This is a genomic window from Cellulosimicrobium sp. NPDC057862, from assembly GCF_042797035.1.
Classification (GTDB): Bacteria; Actinomycetota; Actinomycetes; order Actinomycetales; family Cellulomonadaceae; genus Cellulosimicrobium.
The window spans coordinates 39,121-53,235 of sequence record NZ_JBHVMH010000023.1 but is presented as its reverse complement, the minus strand read 5'-3'; the positions used below and the strand labels follow the sequence as shown (position 1 = coordinate 53,235).

The 14,115-nt window shown below is 73.9% G+C and carries 15 protein-coding genes and 1 tRNA gene; 9 read left to right on the top strand and 7 right to left on the bottom strand.

What is annotated here, in order from left to right:
* The coding region (locus tag ACFVN3_RS19175) for a glycosyl hydrolase family 18 protein (protein WP_378234576.1) at positions 1-1,177 on the top strand (1,177 nt) is incomplete at its 5' end.
* A gap of 101 nt (positions 1,178-1,278) precedes the next feature.
* Here ACFVN3_RS19175 and rplA read toward each other — a convergent pair.
* From rplA to ACFVN3_RS19150, 5 genes are all read right to left on the bottom strand, one after another.
* Complete coding sequence (gene rplA, locus ACFVN3_RS19170) at positions 1,279-1,995, bottom strand: 50S ribosomal protein L1 (protein ID WP_378221332.1); 717 nt, start codon at positions 1,993-1,995, stop codon at positions 1,279-1,281.
* 164 nt (positions 1,996-2,159) lie between these two features.
* On the bottom strand, positions 2,160-2,591 hold the full coding sequence (rplK, locus tag ACFVN3_RS19165) for a 50S ribosomal protein L11 (protein WP_378234575.1): 432 nt from the start codon (positions 2,589-2,591) through the stop codon (positions 2,160-2,162).
* A 112-nt stretch (positions 2,592-2,703) separates the two neighbouring features.
* Positions 2,704-3,519 carry a transcription termination/antitermination protein NusG gene (gene nusG, locus ACFVN3_RS19160; protein ID WP_378234573.1) on the bottom strand — a complete coding sequence of 272 codons (816 nt, stop codon included), beginning with the start codon at positions 3,517-3,519 and terminating at the stop codon, positions 2,704-2,706.
* Positions 3,520-3,636: 117 nt separating this feature from the next.
* On the bottom strand, positions 3,637-3,918 hold the full coding sequence (gene secE, locus ACFVN3_RS19155; RefSeq protein WP_082141381.1) for a preprotein translocase subunit SecE: 282 nt from the start codon (positions 3,916-3,918) through the stop codon (positions 3,637-3,639).
* Positions 3,919-4,024: 106 nt separating this feature from the next.
* Positions 4,025-4,097: transfer RNA gene (locus ACFVN3_RS19150), tRNA-Trp, on the bottom strand.
* 206 nt (positions 4,098-4,303) lie between these two features.
* On the opposite strand from ACFVN3_RS19150, the gene ACFVN3_RS19145 reads away from it, so the two are divergent.
* From ACFVN3_RS19145 to ACFVN3_RS19110, 8 genes are all read left to right on the top strand, one after another.
* The gene (locus ACFVN3_RS19145; protein ID WP_378234572.1) at positions 4,304-5,320 is read left to right on the top strand and encodes an ABC transporter ATP-binding protein; all 1,017 of its coding nucleotides are present in this window, start codon (positions 4,304-4,306) and stop codon (positions 5,318-5,320) included.
* Entirely contained in the window at positions 5,317-6,189 is an 873-nt protein-coding gene (locus ACFVN3_RS19140) for an ABC transporter permease (protein ID WP_378234571.1), read from the top strand. The genes ACFVN3_RS19145 and ACFVN3_RS19140 overlap by 4 nt, the downstream gene beginning before the upstream one ends.
* A complete protein-coding gene (locus ACFVN3_RS19135; RefSeq protein ID WP_378234570.1) occupies positions 6,176-7,501 on the top strand; it encodes a sensor histidine kinase in 1,326 nt (441 codons plus the stop codon). Before ACFVN3_RS19140 ends, ACFVN3_RS19135 begins: the two co-directional genes overlap by 14 nt.
* Positions 7,498-8,166, top strand: a complete 669-nt coding sequence (locus ACFVN3_RS19130) for a response regulator (protein WP_378234569.1) — start codon at positions 7,498-7,500, stop codon at positions 8,164-8,166. Before ACFVN3_RS19135 ends, ACFVN3_RS19130 begins: the two co-directional genes overlap by 4 nt.
* Positions 8,167-8,269: 103 nt before the next feature.
* A complete protein-coding gene (locus tag ACFVN3_RS19125) occupies positions 8,270-9,289 on the top strand; it encodes an adenosine deaminase (protein ID WP_378234568.1) in 1,020 nt (339 codons plus the stop codon).
* A 51-nt stretch (positions 9,290-9,340) separates the two neighbouring features.
* A complete protein-coding gene (locus tag ACFVN3_RS19120) occupies positions 9,341-9,676 on the top strand; it encodes a hypothetical protein (RefSeq protein ID WP_378234567.1) in 336 nt (111 codons plus the stop codon).
* Positions 9,673-11,367 carry an ATP-binding protein gene (locus tag ACFVN3_RS19115; RefSeq protein WP_378234566.1) on the top strand — a complete coding sequence of 565 codons (1,695 nt, stop codon included), beginning with the start codon at positions 9,673-9,675 and terminating at the stop codon, positions 11,365-11,367. Before ACFVN3_RS19120 ends, ACFVN3_RS19115 begins: the two co-directional genes overlap by 4 nt.
* Positions 11,364-12,032 carry a response regulator transcription factor gene (locus tag ACFVN3_RS19110; protein WP_378234565.1) on the top strand — a complete coding sequence of 223 codons (669 nt, stop codon included), beginning with the start codon at positions 11,364-11,366 and terminating at the stop codon, positions 12,030-12,032. Before ACFVN3_RS19115 ends, ACFVN3_RS19110 begins: the two co-directional genes overlap by 4 nt.
* 102 nt (positions 12,033-12,134) lie before the next feature.
* On the opposite strand, the gene ACFVN3_RS19105 is transcribed toward ACFVN3_RS19110, so the two are convergent.
* Positions 12,135-12,551: a hypothetical protein gene (locus tag ACFVN3_RS19105; RefSeq protein ID WP_378234564.1), complete on the bottom strand. Its 417-nt coding sequence runs from the start codon at positions 12,549-12,551 to the stop codon at positions 12,135-12,137.
* 64 nt (positions 12,552-12,615) lie between these two features.
* Positions 12,616-13,977 carry an aminoglycoside phosphotransferase family protein gene (locus tag ACFVN3_RS19100; protein WP_378234563.1) on the bottom strand — a complete coding sequence of 454 codons (1,362 nt, stop codon included), beginning with the start codon at positions 13,975-13,977 and terminating at the stop codon, positions 12,616-12,618.
* Positions 13,978-14,115: the final 138 nt, after the last annotated feature.

Below are 14,115 nucleotides of genomic sequence, written 5' to 3'. Positions count from 1 at the left end.
CAGGCCCGCGACCGCGGCGCCCGCGCCGGCCGCACCCGCACCCGCGGCCGCGGCGGCGGGCAGCACGCAGTGGCTCACCGGCTACTGGCACAACTTCGACAACGGCTCGGTGACGATGCGCCTGTCGGAGATCCCGCAGGCGTACAACCTCGTCGCGATCGCCTTCGCCGACAACCTGGCCGGCACGCCGGGCGGCATCACGTTCAACCTCTCCAGCGCGGAGCTCGGCGGCTACACGGAGGCGCAGTTCAAGGCCGACGTCGCGACGATCCGCTCGCAGGGCCGCAAGGTCGTGCTCTCCGTCGGCGGCGAGAAGGGCAACGTCATCGTCTCCAACGCGACGGAGGCCAAGAACTTCGCGGACACCGCGTACGGGCTCATGCAGGAGTACGGGTTCGACGGCGTCGACATCGACCTCGAGCACGGCATCAACGCGACGTACATGTCGAGCGCGCTGCACCAGCTCTCGGCGAAGGCCGGCCCGAGCCTCGTCCTCACGATGGCGCCGCAGACGATCGACTACCAGGCGACGAGCATGGGGTACTACCAGCTCACCCTGGCGATCAAGGACATCCTCACGATCGTCAACACCCAGTACTACAACTCGGGCTCGATGATGGGCTGCAACCAGCAGGTCTACTCGCAGGGCACGGTCGACTTCCTCACCGCGCTGACCTGCATCCAGCTCGAGATGGGTCTGCGCCCCGACCAGGTCGGCATCGGCGTGCCCGCCGTCCAGAAGGCCGCCGGGGGTGGCTACCAGCCGCTCGCCAACGTCGTGAAGGCCGTCGACTGCCTCGAGGTCGGCACCGGCTGCGGCGCCTTCAAGCCCGCGAAGCCGTACGGCAAGATCGGCGGCGTCATGACCTGGTCGATCAACTGGGACAAGACGAACAGCTACCAGGTCGCGTCCGTCATCGGCTCGCGCCTCGCCAGCGGCCCGACCACGCCGACGGACCCGACGGACCCCACGGACCCCACGGACCCGACCGACCCGACGGACCCCACGGACCCGGGCACCTGCACCGCCCCGGCGTGGTCCGCGTCGGCCGTGTACACGGGCGGCAACCGCGTCTCCCTCCAGGGCCACACCTACGAGGCGAAGTGGTGGACGACGAACGAGAACCCGACGCAGAGCGGGCAGTGGGGCGTCTGGAAGGACCTGGGCGCCTGCTGACCCGGTCCTCCTCCTGAGACGACGACGGCGCGGCACCCTCGCAGGGTGCCGCGCCGTCGTGCGTGGTGCGGGTGGTGGACCACCCGCGGGAGGGACTGCCGTCAGGCGGCGTCGTCCTCGAGCAGCTTCGTCGTCTTGGACTGGTCCAGCGGGATGCCGGGGCCCATCGTCGTCGTCAGCGTGGCCTTGGTGATGTAGCGGCCCTTCGAGGACGACGGCTTGAGACGCAGGACCTCTTCGAGGGCCGCCGCGTAGTTCTCCACGAGCGACTTCTCGTCGAACGAGACCTTGCCGATGATGAAGTGCAGGTTCGCGTGCTTGTCGACGCGGAACTCGATCTTGCCGCCCTTGATGTCGGACACGGCCTTCGCCACGTCCATCGTCACGGTGCCGGTCTTCGGGTTCGGCATGAGACCACGGGGGCCGAGCACCTTGCCCAGGCGGCCGACCTTGCCCATGAGGTCCGGCGTCGCCACGGCGGCGTCGAAGTCGGTGTAGCCACCGGCGACCTTCTCGATGAGGTCGTCGCCGCCGACCTCGTCGGCACCGGCCGCACGGGCCTCCTCCGCCTTCGCGGCGTTCGCGAAGACGATGACACGGGCCGTCTTGCCCGTGCCGTGGGGCAGGTTGACCGTGCCACGGACCATCTGGTCCGCCTTGCGCGGGTCGACACCCAGGCGGAAGACGACCTCCACGGTCGCGTCGTACTTGACCGACGACGTCTCCTTGGCGAGGCGGACCGCCTCGAGCGGCGCGTAGAGACGCTCGCGGTCGATCTTCTCCTCGGCGTTGCGGTACGCCTTGCTGCGCGTTGCCATCTGCTTCTCCTTCTGCAGTCGTGGTCAGCGGGTCCGCGCGGACCCTGCCACCGTCGTCCGCGGGTGCGGATCGACGTCGTGCCCGAGGCCGGCACGCGGTGCGGGCCGGCCTCGGTACGTCGTCCGGGGCGCCTCGGGCGCCCCGGGACAGACGTCGTCTGTCGTCAGCCCTCGACGGTGATGCCCATCGAGCGGGCCGTGCCCGCGATGATCTTCGACGCGGCGTCGAGGTCGTTCGCGTTGAGGTCCTCGAGCTTGGTCCGGGCGATCTCGCGCACCTGGTCGGCGGTGATCTTCGCGACCTTGACGGTGTGCGGCGTGGCCGAGCCCTTCTGCACGCCCGCGGCCTTCTTGATGAGCTCCGCGGCCGGCGGGGTCTTCGTCACGAACGTGAACGAACGGTCCTCGTAGACCGTGATCTCCACGGGGATGACGTTGCCGCGCTGCGACTCGGTCGCCGCGTTGTAGGCCTTGCAGAACTCCATGATGTTCACGCCGTGCTGACCGAGCGCGGGGCCGATCGGCGGGGCGGGCGTCGCCGCACCGGCCTGGATCTGGAGCTTGATGAGGCCGGAGACCTTCTTCTTGGGAGGCATGACTCTTCCCTGTCTTTCTTCTCGTGGACCGACGCCGTGGGCGATGACCCGGTTGCAGTGTTTCCTGAGGTGCTGCGCTCACGAACCGCACGCCTGTGCCGTGCGGCGCGCGTCAGATCTTGGCGACCTGGTTGAACGACAGCTCGACCGGGGTCTCCCGGCCGAAGATGGAGACGAGGACCTTGAGCTTCTGGTTCTCGACGTTGATCTCGGAGATCGTGGCGGGCAGCGTGTCGAACGGGCCGTCGGTGACGGTGACCGACTCGCCGACCGCGAAGTCGACCTCGACGGGAGCCTTCGCGGTGGCCTGGGCAGGCTTGCCGGGCTCCGGGGCGGGTGCCAGCATCGGCGCGAGCATCGAGAAGACCTCGTCGAGTGTCAGCGGCACGGGCTGGTGGGTGTGGCCGACGAAGCCGGTGACACCGGGCGTGTGGCGCACGGCGCCCCACGACTCGTCGGTGAGGTCCATGCGGACGAGGACGTAGCCGGGGATGCGCACGCGTCGGACGATCTTCTTCTGCGCGTTCTTGATCTCGGCCACCTCCTCCATGGGCACCTCGATCTGGAAGATGTAGTCCTCCATGTTCAGGCTCTGGATGCGGTTCTCCAGGTTGGCCTTCACACGGTTCTCGTAGCCCGCGTAGGAGTGGATGACGTACCAGTCGCCGAGCTGCGAGCGCAGCGTGCGCTTGAACTCCGCGACCGGGTCCTCGATGACGTCGCCGTCCTCGTCGACCGGGCGCTCGTCCTCCGACACCTCGTCGTCCGACGCGTCCTCGTCCGCCTCGTCGTCCGAGGCGTCCTCGTCGACCGTCTCGTCAGCCTCGTCGACCGCCGGGACGTCCGTGGTCTCCTCGACGTCGTCCTGGGCACCCTCGGGCTGCGTCGGGTCGACGTTCTCCGTCTGGTCCAGCGACTCCTGGGACACGAACGAACCTGCTTTCTGACGAACTGCTCGATGACTTCTTCTGGAAGCGCCGACGGCGCCCCGAGGGGCGCCGGCTGCCGTGGTGAGGCCCGGCGTGACCGGGCGGAGGTGCGCTCGCTAGCCGAAGACCCACATAACGGCCTTGCCGATCCCGAGGTCGAGCACGGTCACGAATGCCATGACCACGACCACGAAGACCAGGACCACCGTCGTGTAGGTGATGAGCTCCGAGCGCGTCGGCGTGACGACCTTGCGGAGCTCGGCGACCACCTGGCGCACGAACAGGGCGATGCGCGCGAAGATGTTGGGCTTCTTGTCCGCGGACGGACCGCCCTTCTTCTTCACCTCGTCGGCGCGTGCGCCGCCTGCACCCACGGCCTCTGACGGCGATTCGCTCACTCGTTCTTCCCCATCGCTCACGTACGGGACCTGCTCGAACCCTCGGTGCGACCCGGTGCCGGGCCGCGCGCGGTTCCCGGGAAGGTCCCACGAGAGCCACGCCGTGCAGGGTAGACAGGACTCGAACCTGCAACCTGCGGTTTTGGAGACCGCTGCGCTACCAATTGCGCCACTACCCTTCGTGCTCGACGACGCCGTACGAGCCCCCGGCCCCGGGACGAAACACGTCTCACGGGCGCGGACCAGCGTGGCGGGCGTCAACCACCGAGGGATCACTGTACGCGACGCGAGGCCCCTGGTCGAACCGCCGTCCACCGATCGGTGGACACGAGGTCCGGACGAACGGCCGTCGCGGGCGGCAGGGCTCCGCCGACAGGCTGGTCCCATGACGACGACACCCCTCCCCACCGGCTCCCACGCCGCCGGGGCCCGGCAGAGCGGCCCGGCCGTCGAGGTGCGCGGCCTGCGCAAGAGCTACGGCGCCAAGCAGGCGGTCGACGGCGTCGACCTGCGGGTCGAGCGCGGCGAGATCTTCGCCGTGCTCGGCCCCAACGGCGCCGGCAAGACCACGACCGTCGAGATCCTCGAGGGCTTCCGACGCCGCGACGCGGGCGAGGTCCGCGTGCTCGGCGAGGACCCGCAGACCGCGGGCCGCGCGTGGCGCTCGCGCATCGGCGTCGTGCTCCAGGACTCGCGCGACCAGGCCGAGCTCACGGTCGCCGAGATCGTCCGGCACTTCGCGACGTTCTACCCGGCGCCGCGCGACCCGGACGAGGTGATCGACGCCGTCGGGCTGCGGGAGAAGGCCCGGACCCGCACGCGCCAGCTCTCCGGCGGCCAGCGGCGGCGGCTGGACGTCGCGCTCGGCATCGTCGGGCGTCCGGAGCTGCTGTTCCTCGACGAGCCGACGACCGGGTTCGACCCGCAGGCCCGGCGCGCGTTCTGGGCGCTGGTCCGCTCGCTGCGGGAGGACGGCACGACGATCCTGCTCACCACGCACTACCTGGACGAGGCAGCGCACCTGGCCGACCGTGCGGCCGTCGTGCGCGCGGGCCGGGTCGTCGCGCTCGACGCACCCGACCGCCTCGGTGGCCCGGACGCTCGCCGGCCGGAGGTCCGCTGGCTCGACGACGGTGCCTGGCGGTCGGAGCGCACCGACTCCCCCACCGCTCTCGTCGCGTCCCTCGCCGCGCGGTACGCGGGACCCGACGGCGAGGTCCCCGGCCTCGCGGTGACCCGCCCGAGCCTGGAGGACGTCTATCTCGAGCTCATCGGCGAGCCGGCCACGGCGCCCGCCGCCGCGCCGGCCCGCACAGCCGCACCCGGTCCCCTCGACGCACCCGCCGAGGACCCCACGCCCGACGGCACGACCGCCGTCGTCCCCGAGGAGGCCCGCCCGTGACCACCGCCCCGACCGCCACCCGGTCCGCACGCTCCGCCCGGCCCGCCGCCCTGCCCGGCGCCGGCCGGCTCGGGATCGAGCGCACCCGCGCCGAGCTGCGCGCGTTCTTCCGCGAGCGCGACGCCGTGATCTTCATCTTCACGTACCCGCTCATCATGCTCGCGATCTTCGCGACGGTGTTCGACGGGCAGGACCAGGGCACGGCCGGGTACTCCGTGCCGTTCGCGCAGTACTTCCTGCCCGGCATGATCGCGACGGGCGTCATGCTCACGAGCTTCCAGTCGCTCGCGATCTCGATCGCGGTCGAGCGCGACGACGGCTCGCTCAAGCGGCTGCGCTCCACCCCGCTGCCGCCGTCCGCGTACTTCTACGGCAAGGTCGGGCTCGTCCTGCTGACGTCCGTCGTGCAGACCGGGCTGCTCCTCGCGCTCGCCGCGACGGTCTACGACGTCCCCATGCCGTGGGAGATGCCCGACGGCGGTGCGCGCCTCGCGACGTTCGCGTGGGTGTTCGTGCTCGGGTGCGCCGCGGGCGCGGTGTGCGGCGTGGCGTTCTCGTCGCTGCCGCGGTCCGGCAAGTCCGCGACGGCGGTCGTCACGCCGGTCGTGCTCGTGCTCCAGTTCATCTCCGGGGTGTTCTTCGCGTTCTTCGCGCTGCCGTCCTGGATGCAGACCGTCGCGTCGCTGTTCCCCCTCAAGTGGATGGCGCAGGGCATGCGCTCGGTGTTCCTCCCGGAGCAGGCGGCGGCGCTCGAGCCGTCGGGGTCGTGGCAGCACGGCGCGACCGCTGCTGTACTGGTCGCATGGCTGGTCGTGGGGCTCGTGGTGGGTGCGCGGTCGTTCCGGTGGCGGCGCCGTGACGACGGCTGAGACGCCGTCGCCGGGCGGGGCGGTCGCCGGGGTGGTCGACGGGACGTCCGCCGACGCCGCGACCGCCGAGCTCGACGGGACGTGGGCCCGCGACGTGCGCTGGTGGGACGTGGCGTTCTACGTCATCGTCGTGCTCAGCGCGCTCGCGCTCCTCACGGCCGGCGTCAGCGGGAGGGCGCTGCTCGTGTCCCTGGCGGCGGTCGCGACGATCCTCGTGGCCTACCTCGCCTGGGGGCGCCGGGCGGCGCGTACCCGCGACCAGGTGCCGGCCCACGTCTACCTCGTCGTCGCGATCGCGTGCACCCTCGTCGTCGTCGGGCAGGACGCGCTCGGCACGCTCCTGCTGTTCGCGGTGTTCACGCAGATCTGGATGCTGTCGGAGCACCTGTGGGCCCAGGTCGTGCTGTGCGTCGCGCTCGCGGCCGGCACGGCGCTCGCGCTCGCGTTCGACCCGCAGACGGGGCGGGTCGAGCCCGAGGAGCTCGCGAGCGCCGCTCCCCAGATGGGCGTCGCGCTCGCGTTCGCGCTGAGCCTCGGGCTGTGGACCGCGCACACGCTCCGGCAGTCGGAGCGTCACGCACGGCTCGTCGACGAGCTGCGCGCCACGCAGGCCGAGCTCGGCCGGGCCTCGCACGAGGCGGGGGTGCTCGCCGAGCGCGAGCGCGTCGCCCAGGAGATCCACGACACGCTCGCCCAGGGGTTCACGAGCGTGGTGATGCTCGCCCAGGCCGCGAGCGCCGACCTCGACCGGGGCGCTCCGGACGCGGCGCGCGAGCGCCTGGCCCTCGTGGAGTCGACGGCGCGGGACAACCTCGCGGAGGCTCGGGCGCTCGTCGCCGCCTCGGCCCCGGCCCCGCTCCAGGGCGGCACGCTCAGCGAGGCGCTGCGCCGGCTCGCGGACCGGTTCGCCGAGGAGACCGGGACGCGCGTCGCGCTCACGGCGCCGGAGGCTCTGCGCCTGTCGAGCGCCGACGACGTCGTGCTGCTCCGCTCCGCCCAGGAGGCGCTCACGAACGTCCGGCGCCATGCGGACGCGGCGGCCGTGCGCGTCGACCTCCGGCAGGACCGCGCGGGGACGGTGCTCGAGGTGACCGACGACGGGCGCGGCCTGCCTGCCGACGCGTCGGGCTTCACCGAGGGCTACGGCCTGCGGGGCATGCGGGAGCGCGTGGCCGCGGAGGGCGGGAGCCTCGAGGTGGGTCCCGCCCCCGGCGGCGGGACGCGCGTCGCGGTCCGCCTGCCCGCCGGTGCCTCGCTGGACGGACCGTCCACCGGCACCAGCGCGACGGTGCGGGCGGGAGACGCCCGATGAGCCCGGCCGGGAACCCCGTCGTCCGGGTGCTCGTCGTGGACGACCACCCGGTCGTGCGCTCGGGCATCACCGGCATGCTGGCCGCCGAGCCCGACCTGGAGGTCGTCGGGGAGGCCGGCGACGGCGAGCAGGCCGTGGCGCTCGCCGGCGAGCTGGCGCCCGACGTCGTGCTCATGGACCTGCGCATGCCCGTGCTCGACGGGGTCGGTGCGACGGCTGCCATCGTCGGCGCGCCCGGCCGGGGCGGGGGGCGCGGCGCGGCGGGCGCCCCCCGCGTCGTCGTGCTCACGACGTACGAGACCGACGCGGACATCCTGCGCGCGGTCGAGGCGGGGGCCACCGGCTACCTGCTCAAGGACACGCCGCGGGACGAGCTCGTCGCGGGCGTGCGTGCCGCGGCGCGCGGGCAGACGGTGCTCGCGCCGAGCGTCGCGACCCGGCTCGTCACGTCGGTCCGCGGGGCGGACCGGCTCACGGACCGGGAGATCGAGGTGCTGCGCCTCGTCGCGCGCGGGCTGTCGAACGCGGCCGTCGGGAGCGAGCTGTTCATCACGGAGGCGACGGTGAAGACGCACCTGCTGCGCGCCTTCGCGAAGCTCGGGGTGGACGACCGGACCGCCGCGGTGACGGTCGCCATGCAGCGCGGGTTCCTCCCCGGGACGTGACCCGACGTCGGGCGGGGACGGGGCGCGCGCAGGGGGCGGGCCACCGTCGGGCCCCGGCCCGTGCGCGACGGCGCGGGCCGGGTCCGCGTGACAGACTCCCCGTGTGCGAGACCTGGCGACGCTTCCCAAGGCCCACCTGCACCTGCACTTCACCGGGTCGATGCGCCCGGAGACGTTGCGCGACCTCGCCGCGCAGTACGGCGTGCGGCTCCCCCATGCGCTCGTCGACGGCGACCCGCTCCGGCTCCCGCCGACCGAGCGGGGCTGGTTCCGCTTCCAGCGCCTGTACGACGCCGCGCGCGCGTGCGTGCGCTCCGAGGCCGACATGCGACGCATCGTGCTCGAGGCCGCGCAGGACGACGCGGCCGAGGGGTCGGGCCGCCTCGAGATCCAGGTGGACCCGACGTCGTACGCGCCGTTCGTCGGCGGCATCACCCCGGCGGTGGAGATCGTGCTCGACGCGGCGCGGTCCGCGAGCGCCGCGGCGGGGACGGAGGTCGCGGTGGTCGTCGCGGCGTCGCGCATGCGGCACCCGCTGGACGCGCGCACGCTCGCGCGCCTCGCGGCGCAGTACGCGGGCGAGGGCGCCGGCGAGGTCGTGGGGTTCGGCCTGAGCAACGACGAGCGCCGCGGGGACACGGCGGAGTTCGCGCGCGCGTTCGCCATCGCGCGCCGGGCCGGGCTCGCGTCGGTGCCGCACGGGGGCGAGCTGCTGGGGCCGGCGCACGTGCACGAGGTGGTGCGCGAGCTCGTCCCCGACCGCCTGGGCCACGGTGTGCGGTCCGCGGAGGACCGGCGCGTGCTGGACGACGTCGTGGACCGCGGGATCGCGCTCGAGGTGTGCCCCGCCTCCAACGTCTCTCTCGGGGTCTACGAGGACGCGGGGCAGGTGCCCCTCGGGGCACTGGTCGACGCCGGCGCCCGCGTCGCCCTCGGCGCGGACGACCCCCTCCTCTTCGGCTCCCGCCTCGTCGCGCAGTACGAGACGGCGCGCCACGAGCACGGGTTCTCCGACGACGAGCTCGCCGCGCTCGCGCGGTCGTCGATCCGGGCGAGCCGGGCGTCGTCGGGCACGAAGCAGCGGCTGCTGACCGGCGTCGACGACTGGCTCGCGGCGGGCTGACGGCCGCCGCCTTCTCATGTGCGTCTCATCCTGCTCTCCGATACTGGCCTCATGACTCGTCGGACCGTCGCGTGGCTCGTGGGGGCTCTCGTGCTCGTGCTCGGGGGCGCGGCCGCCGCCGGCGCGCTGGCCTCGCGCCCTCAGGACCGGGAGGTCGGGGGCGCCGTGGTCGTGACACCCGCGCCCACGACCCCCGCCCCGACCACCACCGACGACCCGTCGCCGACCACCTCGCCCGACGACGACGATGACGACGACGATGACGACCGTGTGACGCCCGCCCCGCCGTCGAGCGACGACGACGATGACGATGACGACGGGTCGGGCGACGACGGCGGGTCCGACGACGAGGACGACCGCAGCGGCTCCGACCAGGGCGACGGATGAGCTCCCGGGCGCGCCGCGCCGGGCTGACCGTCCGCACCCGCATGCTCGCGGCGTTCCTCGGCCTCTCCGCCCTGGCGCTGCTGCTCGCGGGCGGCGCCGCCTGGTTCCTCCAGCGCGGGCAGATCGACGCGCGCATCGACGAGAGCCTCACCCGGAGCGCGAACGAGCTCGAGACGCTCGCGGCCTCGGGCGTCAACCCCGTCACGGGCGAGCCGTTCACGTCCGCCGAGGACGTCGTCGTCGCCTCGATCCAGCTCACGGTGCCCGCGCACAACGAGGGCATCCTCGGCCTCCGCGAGGGTCGCACGCCGCTCGTCTCGCAGCAGGACGTGCGGCTGCGGCTCGAGGAGGACCCAGAGCTCGTCGCCGCGCTCGCACCGCTCGTCGCGGGGGACGACGTCGTGCTCCGCTCCCCGCGGACCGCCACGGCGGACTACCGCGCCCTCGTCGCCCCCGTGCAGGCGATCGGCGGCGCGGGGGCGTCGCCCGGCCAGGCGCCCGCGGCGCTCGTGCTCGCCTACGACCGCTCGGCCGAGCACGCCGAGTTCGTGCAGGTCTTCCGGACCTACGCGGTCGTCGCGCTCGGCGCGCTCGTGCTCATCGGCGTCGTCGGCTGGGTCGTCGCCGGGCGCCTGCTCCAGCCGATCCGGACGCTCTCGCGCACCGCGCAGCGCATCGGCGACACGGACCTGTCCGCCCGCATCCCCGTGACCGGCAACGACGACCTCTCGGACCTGTCACGCACCGTGAACGGCATGCTCGACCGGCTCGAAGGGTCGTTCGAGTCGCAGCGGCGCCTCATCGACGACGTCGGGCACGAGCTGCGCACGCCGCTCACGGTGGTGCGTGGCCACCTCGAGCTCATGGACCCGCGCGACGCCGCCGACGCGTCCGAGACGCGCGACCTCGCGCTCGACGAGCTCGACCGCATGAACCGCCTCGTGGACGACCTCGTGACGCTCGCGACCGCCGGCCGCCCCGACTTCGTCCGCCCGGGCGACACCGACCTCGGTCGCCTCCTCGACGACGTGCATGACAAGGTCCGCACGCTCGGCGACCGCCGCTGGCTCGTCGACGCGCGCGCCGACGTCGCGATCCTCGCGGACGGGCAGCGCCTCACCCAGGCGCTCCTGCAGCTCGCGGCGAACGCCGTGAAGTTCTCGCAGGCCGGGTCGGTCGTCGCGCTCGGCTCTGCCGTGTCCGACGACGGCGCGCACGTGCGCGTGTGGGTCCGCGACGAGGGCGTCGGGATCGCACCCGAGCAGCAGGAGCGGATCTTCGAGCGCTTCGCCCAGGCGACGACGCCCGGAGCGACCCATCCCGAGGGCGCCGGGCTGGGGCTCGCGATCGTCGCGGCGATCGCCGAGGGGCACGGCGGCCGGGTGCTCGTCGCGTCGACGCCCGGCGTCGGGTCGACGTTCACCCTCGACCTCCCGCTCGTCCCGGTCGCGGGCCCGTCCTCCGGGGCGCGGGCCGACGCCGTCGGTCCGCACGCTCCCGCGCTCGACGGGCGGCACGGCCAGGCACCGGGGGCGCTCACCGCGCCGACCGTGCCGAGCGCGCCGTCGGCCGCCACCCCCTCGCTGCCCCCGCCGACCTCCGGGCCCGCGCCGGACGCGCCGCCCGCCGTCGGGCCGGACGACCCGCACCCGCCCGCGCACCCCGCCCCCGACGGAAGGACCACCCGGTGAGCCAGATCCTCGTCGCGGAGGACGAGACCCGCATCGCGTCGTTCGTGGCGAAGGGCCTGCGCTCCGCGGGCTACGCCAGCACGACCGTCGCGACGGGGCGAGAGGCGTTCGACCTCGCCAGCACCGGCGACTTCGCGCTGCTCGTGCTCGACCTCGGCCTGCCCGACCAGGACGGCTTCACCGTGCTGCGGCGCCTGCGGGAGACGGGCAACCCGATCCCCGTCATCATCCTCACCGCGCGCACGTCGGTCACGGACACGGTCGCCGGGCTCGAGGGCGGCGCCGACGACTACATGGCCAAGCCGTTCCGGTTCGAGGAGCTGCTCGCGCGCATCCGGCTGCGCCTGCGCACCGAGCCCACGGGCGAGGTCACGGTGCTCACGCACGGCGCCCTCAGCCTCGACCTGCGCACGCGCCGCGCGCGCACCGCCGACCGCGAGGTCGACCTCTCGGCGCGCGAGTTCGCGCTCGCCGAGGCGTTCCTGCGCAACCCGGGCCAGGTGCTGAGCCGCGAGCAGCTCCTGTCGCGCGTGTGGGGGTACGACTTCGACCCCGGCTCGAACGTCGTCGACGTCTACGTGCGCTATCTGCGCAACAAGCTCGGCTCCGAGCACTTCGTCACCGTGCGCGGCATGGGGTACCGGCTCGCCGACGCCACCCGCTGACGCGCCGAACCCGGGCCTGCGGGTCGCGAGGTGGTCCCTCGTGACCCGCAGACCCGGGTTCGGCCGGGTCGCTCGGTCCGGCGGATCGGCCGGGCGCCGAGATCAGTCGGCCGACTGCGGCGACGGCGGCGTGACCGGGCTGGGCGGGGTGTTCGGCGTCTGCGGCGTGTTCGCCGTGTTCGCCGTGGGCGGCGTGTTGGGGGTGTTCGGCGTCTGGCTCGTCACGGCGGAGCCGGACGTGTTCGCGGAGCCCGCGGTGTTCGGGGAGGCGGAGGTGTTCGCCGTGACGGTCGTGATCGACGTCCCGTTCTGGACGTCGGTCGGGCTGGGCGTCGCGGACGTGGCGGGGGCGTCGGTCGGCGTGCTGGCCGGCGTGCTCGACGACGTGCTCACCTGGACCGACGGCGAGACGGTCGCCGGCTCCGGGGCGTCGAACGCGCCCTGGGCGGTGGCCACCGTGGCCCCGAGACCGACCGCGCCGAGCGCCCCGGTGACGATCCATGCGCTGCGTGCCTTCATGATCCTTCTCCTTCGTCCGATGGTGCGCACGACCCCTCGGCCGTGCATGATCCGAGCCTCTCGGTCACGCGTGAGATGCCGAGGAAGCGCCGATGAGAGTGCTCTCAGGAACGGGGGCGATCTCGTCGGCGAGCGTCCCGGGGGCCGCGTCCAGCAGCTCCTCCGCGACCCGCAGCCACGCGTCCGCGAGGTCGCGCGAGGCCGCGCCCGTCGTGAGGGACAGCACGACTCCGGCCGCGCGCGCCCGCAGGGCCACGGGGTCGACGCGCTCGTCGAACACGGCCAGGCAGCGGTCGACGAGCTCCCCCACGCCGCCGTACGCGGCCGGGGCGAGCGACGGGAGCACGGCGAGGTGCGCGACGAGGCACGCGAGGTCGTCCACGCGGTGCCCCGGGCCGAGCGTGTCGACGTCGAGCAGGACGCCGACGCGGGCGCGTCCCCGCGAGGCGGGGTCGCCGGGTGCCGCCGGGGTGTCGAGCAGGACGTTCGCCTCGTAGAAGTCGCCGTGGGTCGCGACGACCGGCCCGCGGTCGCGCGACGCGACGGCCGTCCGGACCGCGCGCGCGACGCGGTCCACCCGGTCTGCGTCGAGGCCGTGCACCGCGAGCGCCGACGCCGCGTAGTGCTCGACGCGCTCGGCCCACGCGGGGCGGCGGCGCAGGGTCGTCGCGCGCGCCGGGAGGGCGTCGAGCGCGCGGAGGAGCTCGCGCGGGTCGATCGCGGCGGGCTGGTCGTCCGGTCCGAGCGCCGCGAGGTGCTGCGCGAGCGACGGGCCGCGCGCCTCCTCGAGGACGACCACGCCGTCGTCGTCCCGCGCGAGGCAGCGCGGGGCGTCCACTGCGGCGGACCGGAAGAGGTCGTGCCGACGGACGAGCGAGCGCGCCCGGTCCGGGCGGACCACCTTGACGTAGACCGTGCGCGAGGACGTCCGCGCGCGCAGCACCGCGCGCCGCAGCGGGCGGTAGGCGACCATCGTCACCGACTCGACGGCCTCGCCGTCCGCGAGCTCTCCCGCCGCCGCGAGCCGGCGCGTGAGCTCGACCGCGTCGCAGGCCGCCGCGAGGCCGGGCAGCATCGGGTCGGCGGGATGCCGCCACACGTGCACGACGCGCGGGCCGTCCGCGAGACGGACGACGCCGGGTCCGACCGCGTCCGGAGAGAGGGGCGCCGTCGTCGCGAGCAGGTACTCGGCGGCGTCCGCCGAGACGGCGCCCGCGCCGGGGCCCGCTGGGAGCGCCCGCCGCGCGACGACGTCGTACCCGACGGTGACCTCCGCGCCGGGTCGTGCGTGCACCTGGTGGACGCGCCACGTGTCGAGGCTCGCGCCGTCGGCGCCCAGCGCCACGGCGAGCAGCTCCCCCGCCCCGGGGGCGGTGAGCAGGTCGAGCCAGGCGCGCTGGTCGGGCGCGGGAGGGGCGAGCGTCATGGGTCCAGCGCACCGCACGCGCGTGGGTCGGCGGTGAGACGTGCATGAGAGACCTCTCATGCACGGCGCGGGACCGCTCGGCGACCGGCGGGTCTTGACCAGCCAGGGTCGCCGTGGGAATGTATTGAGGTGTTGATA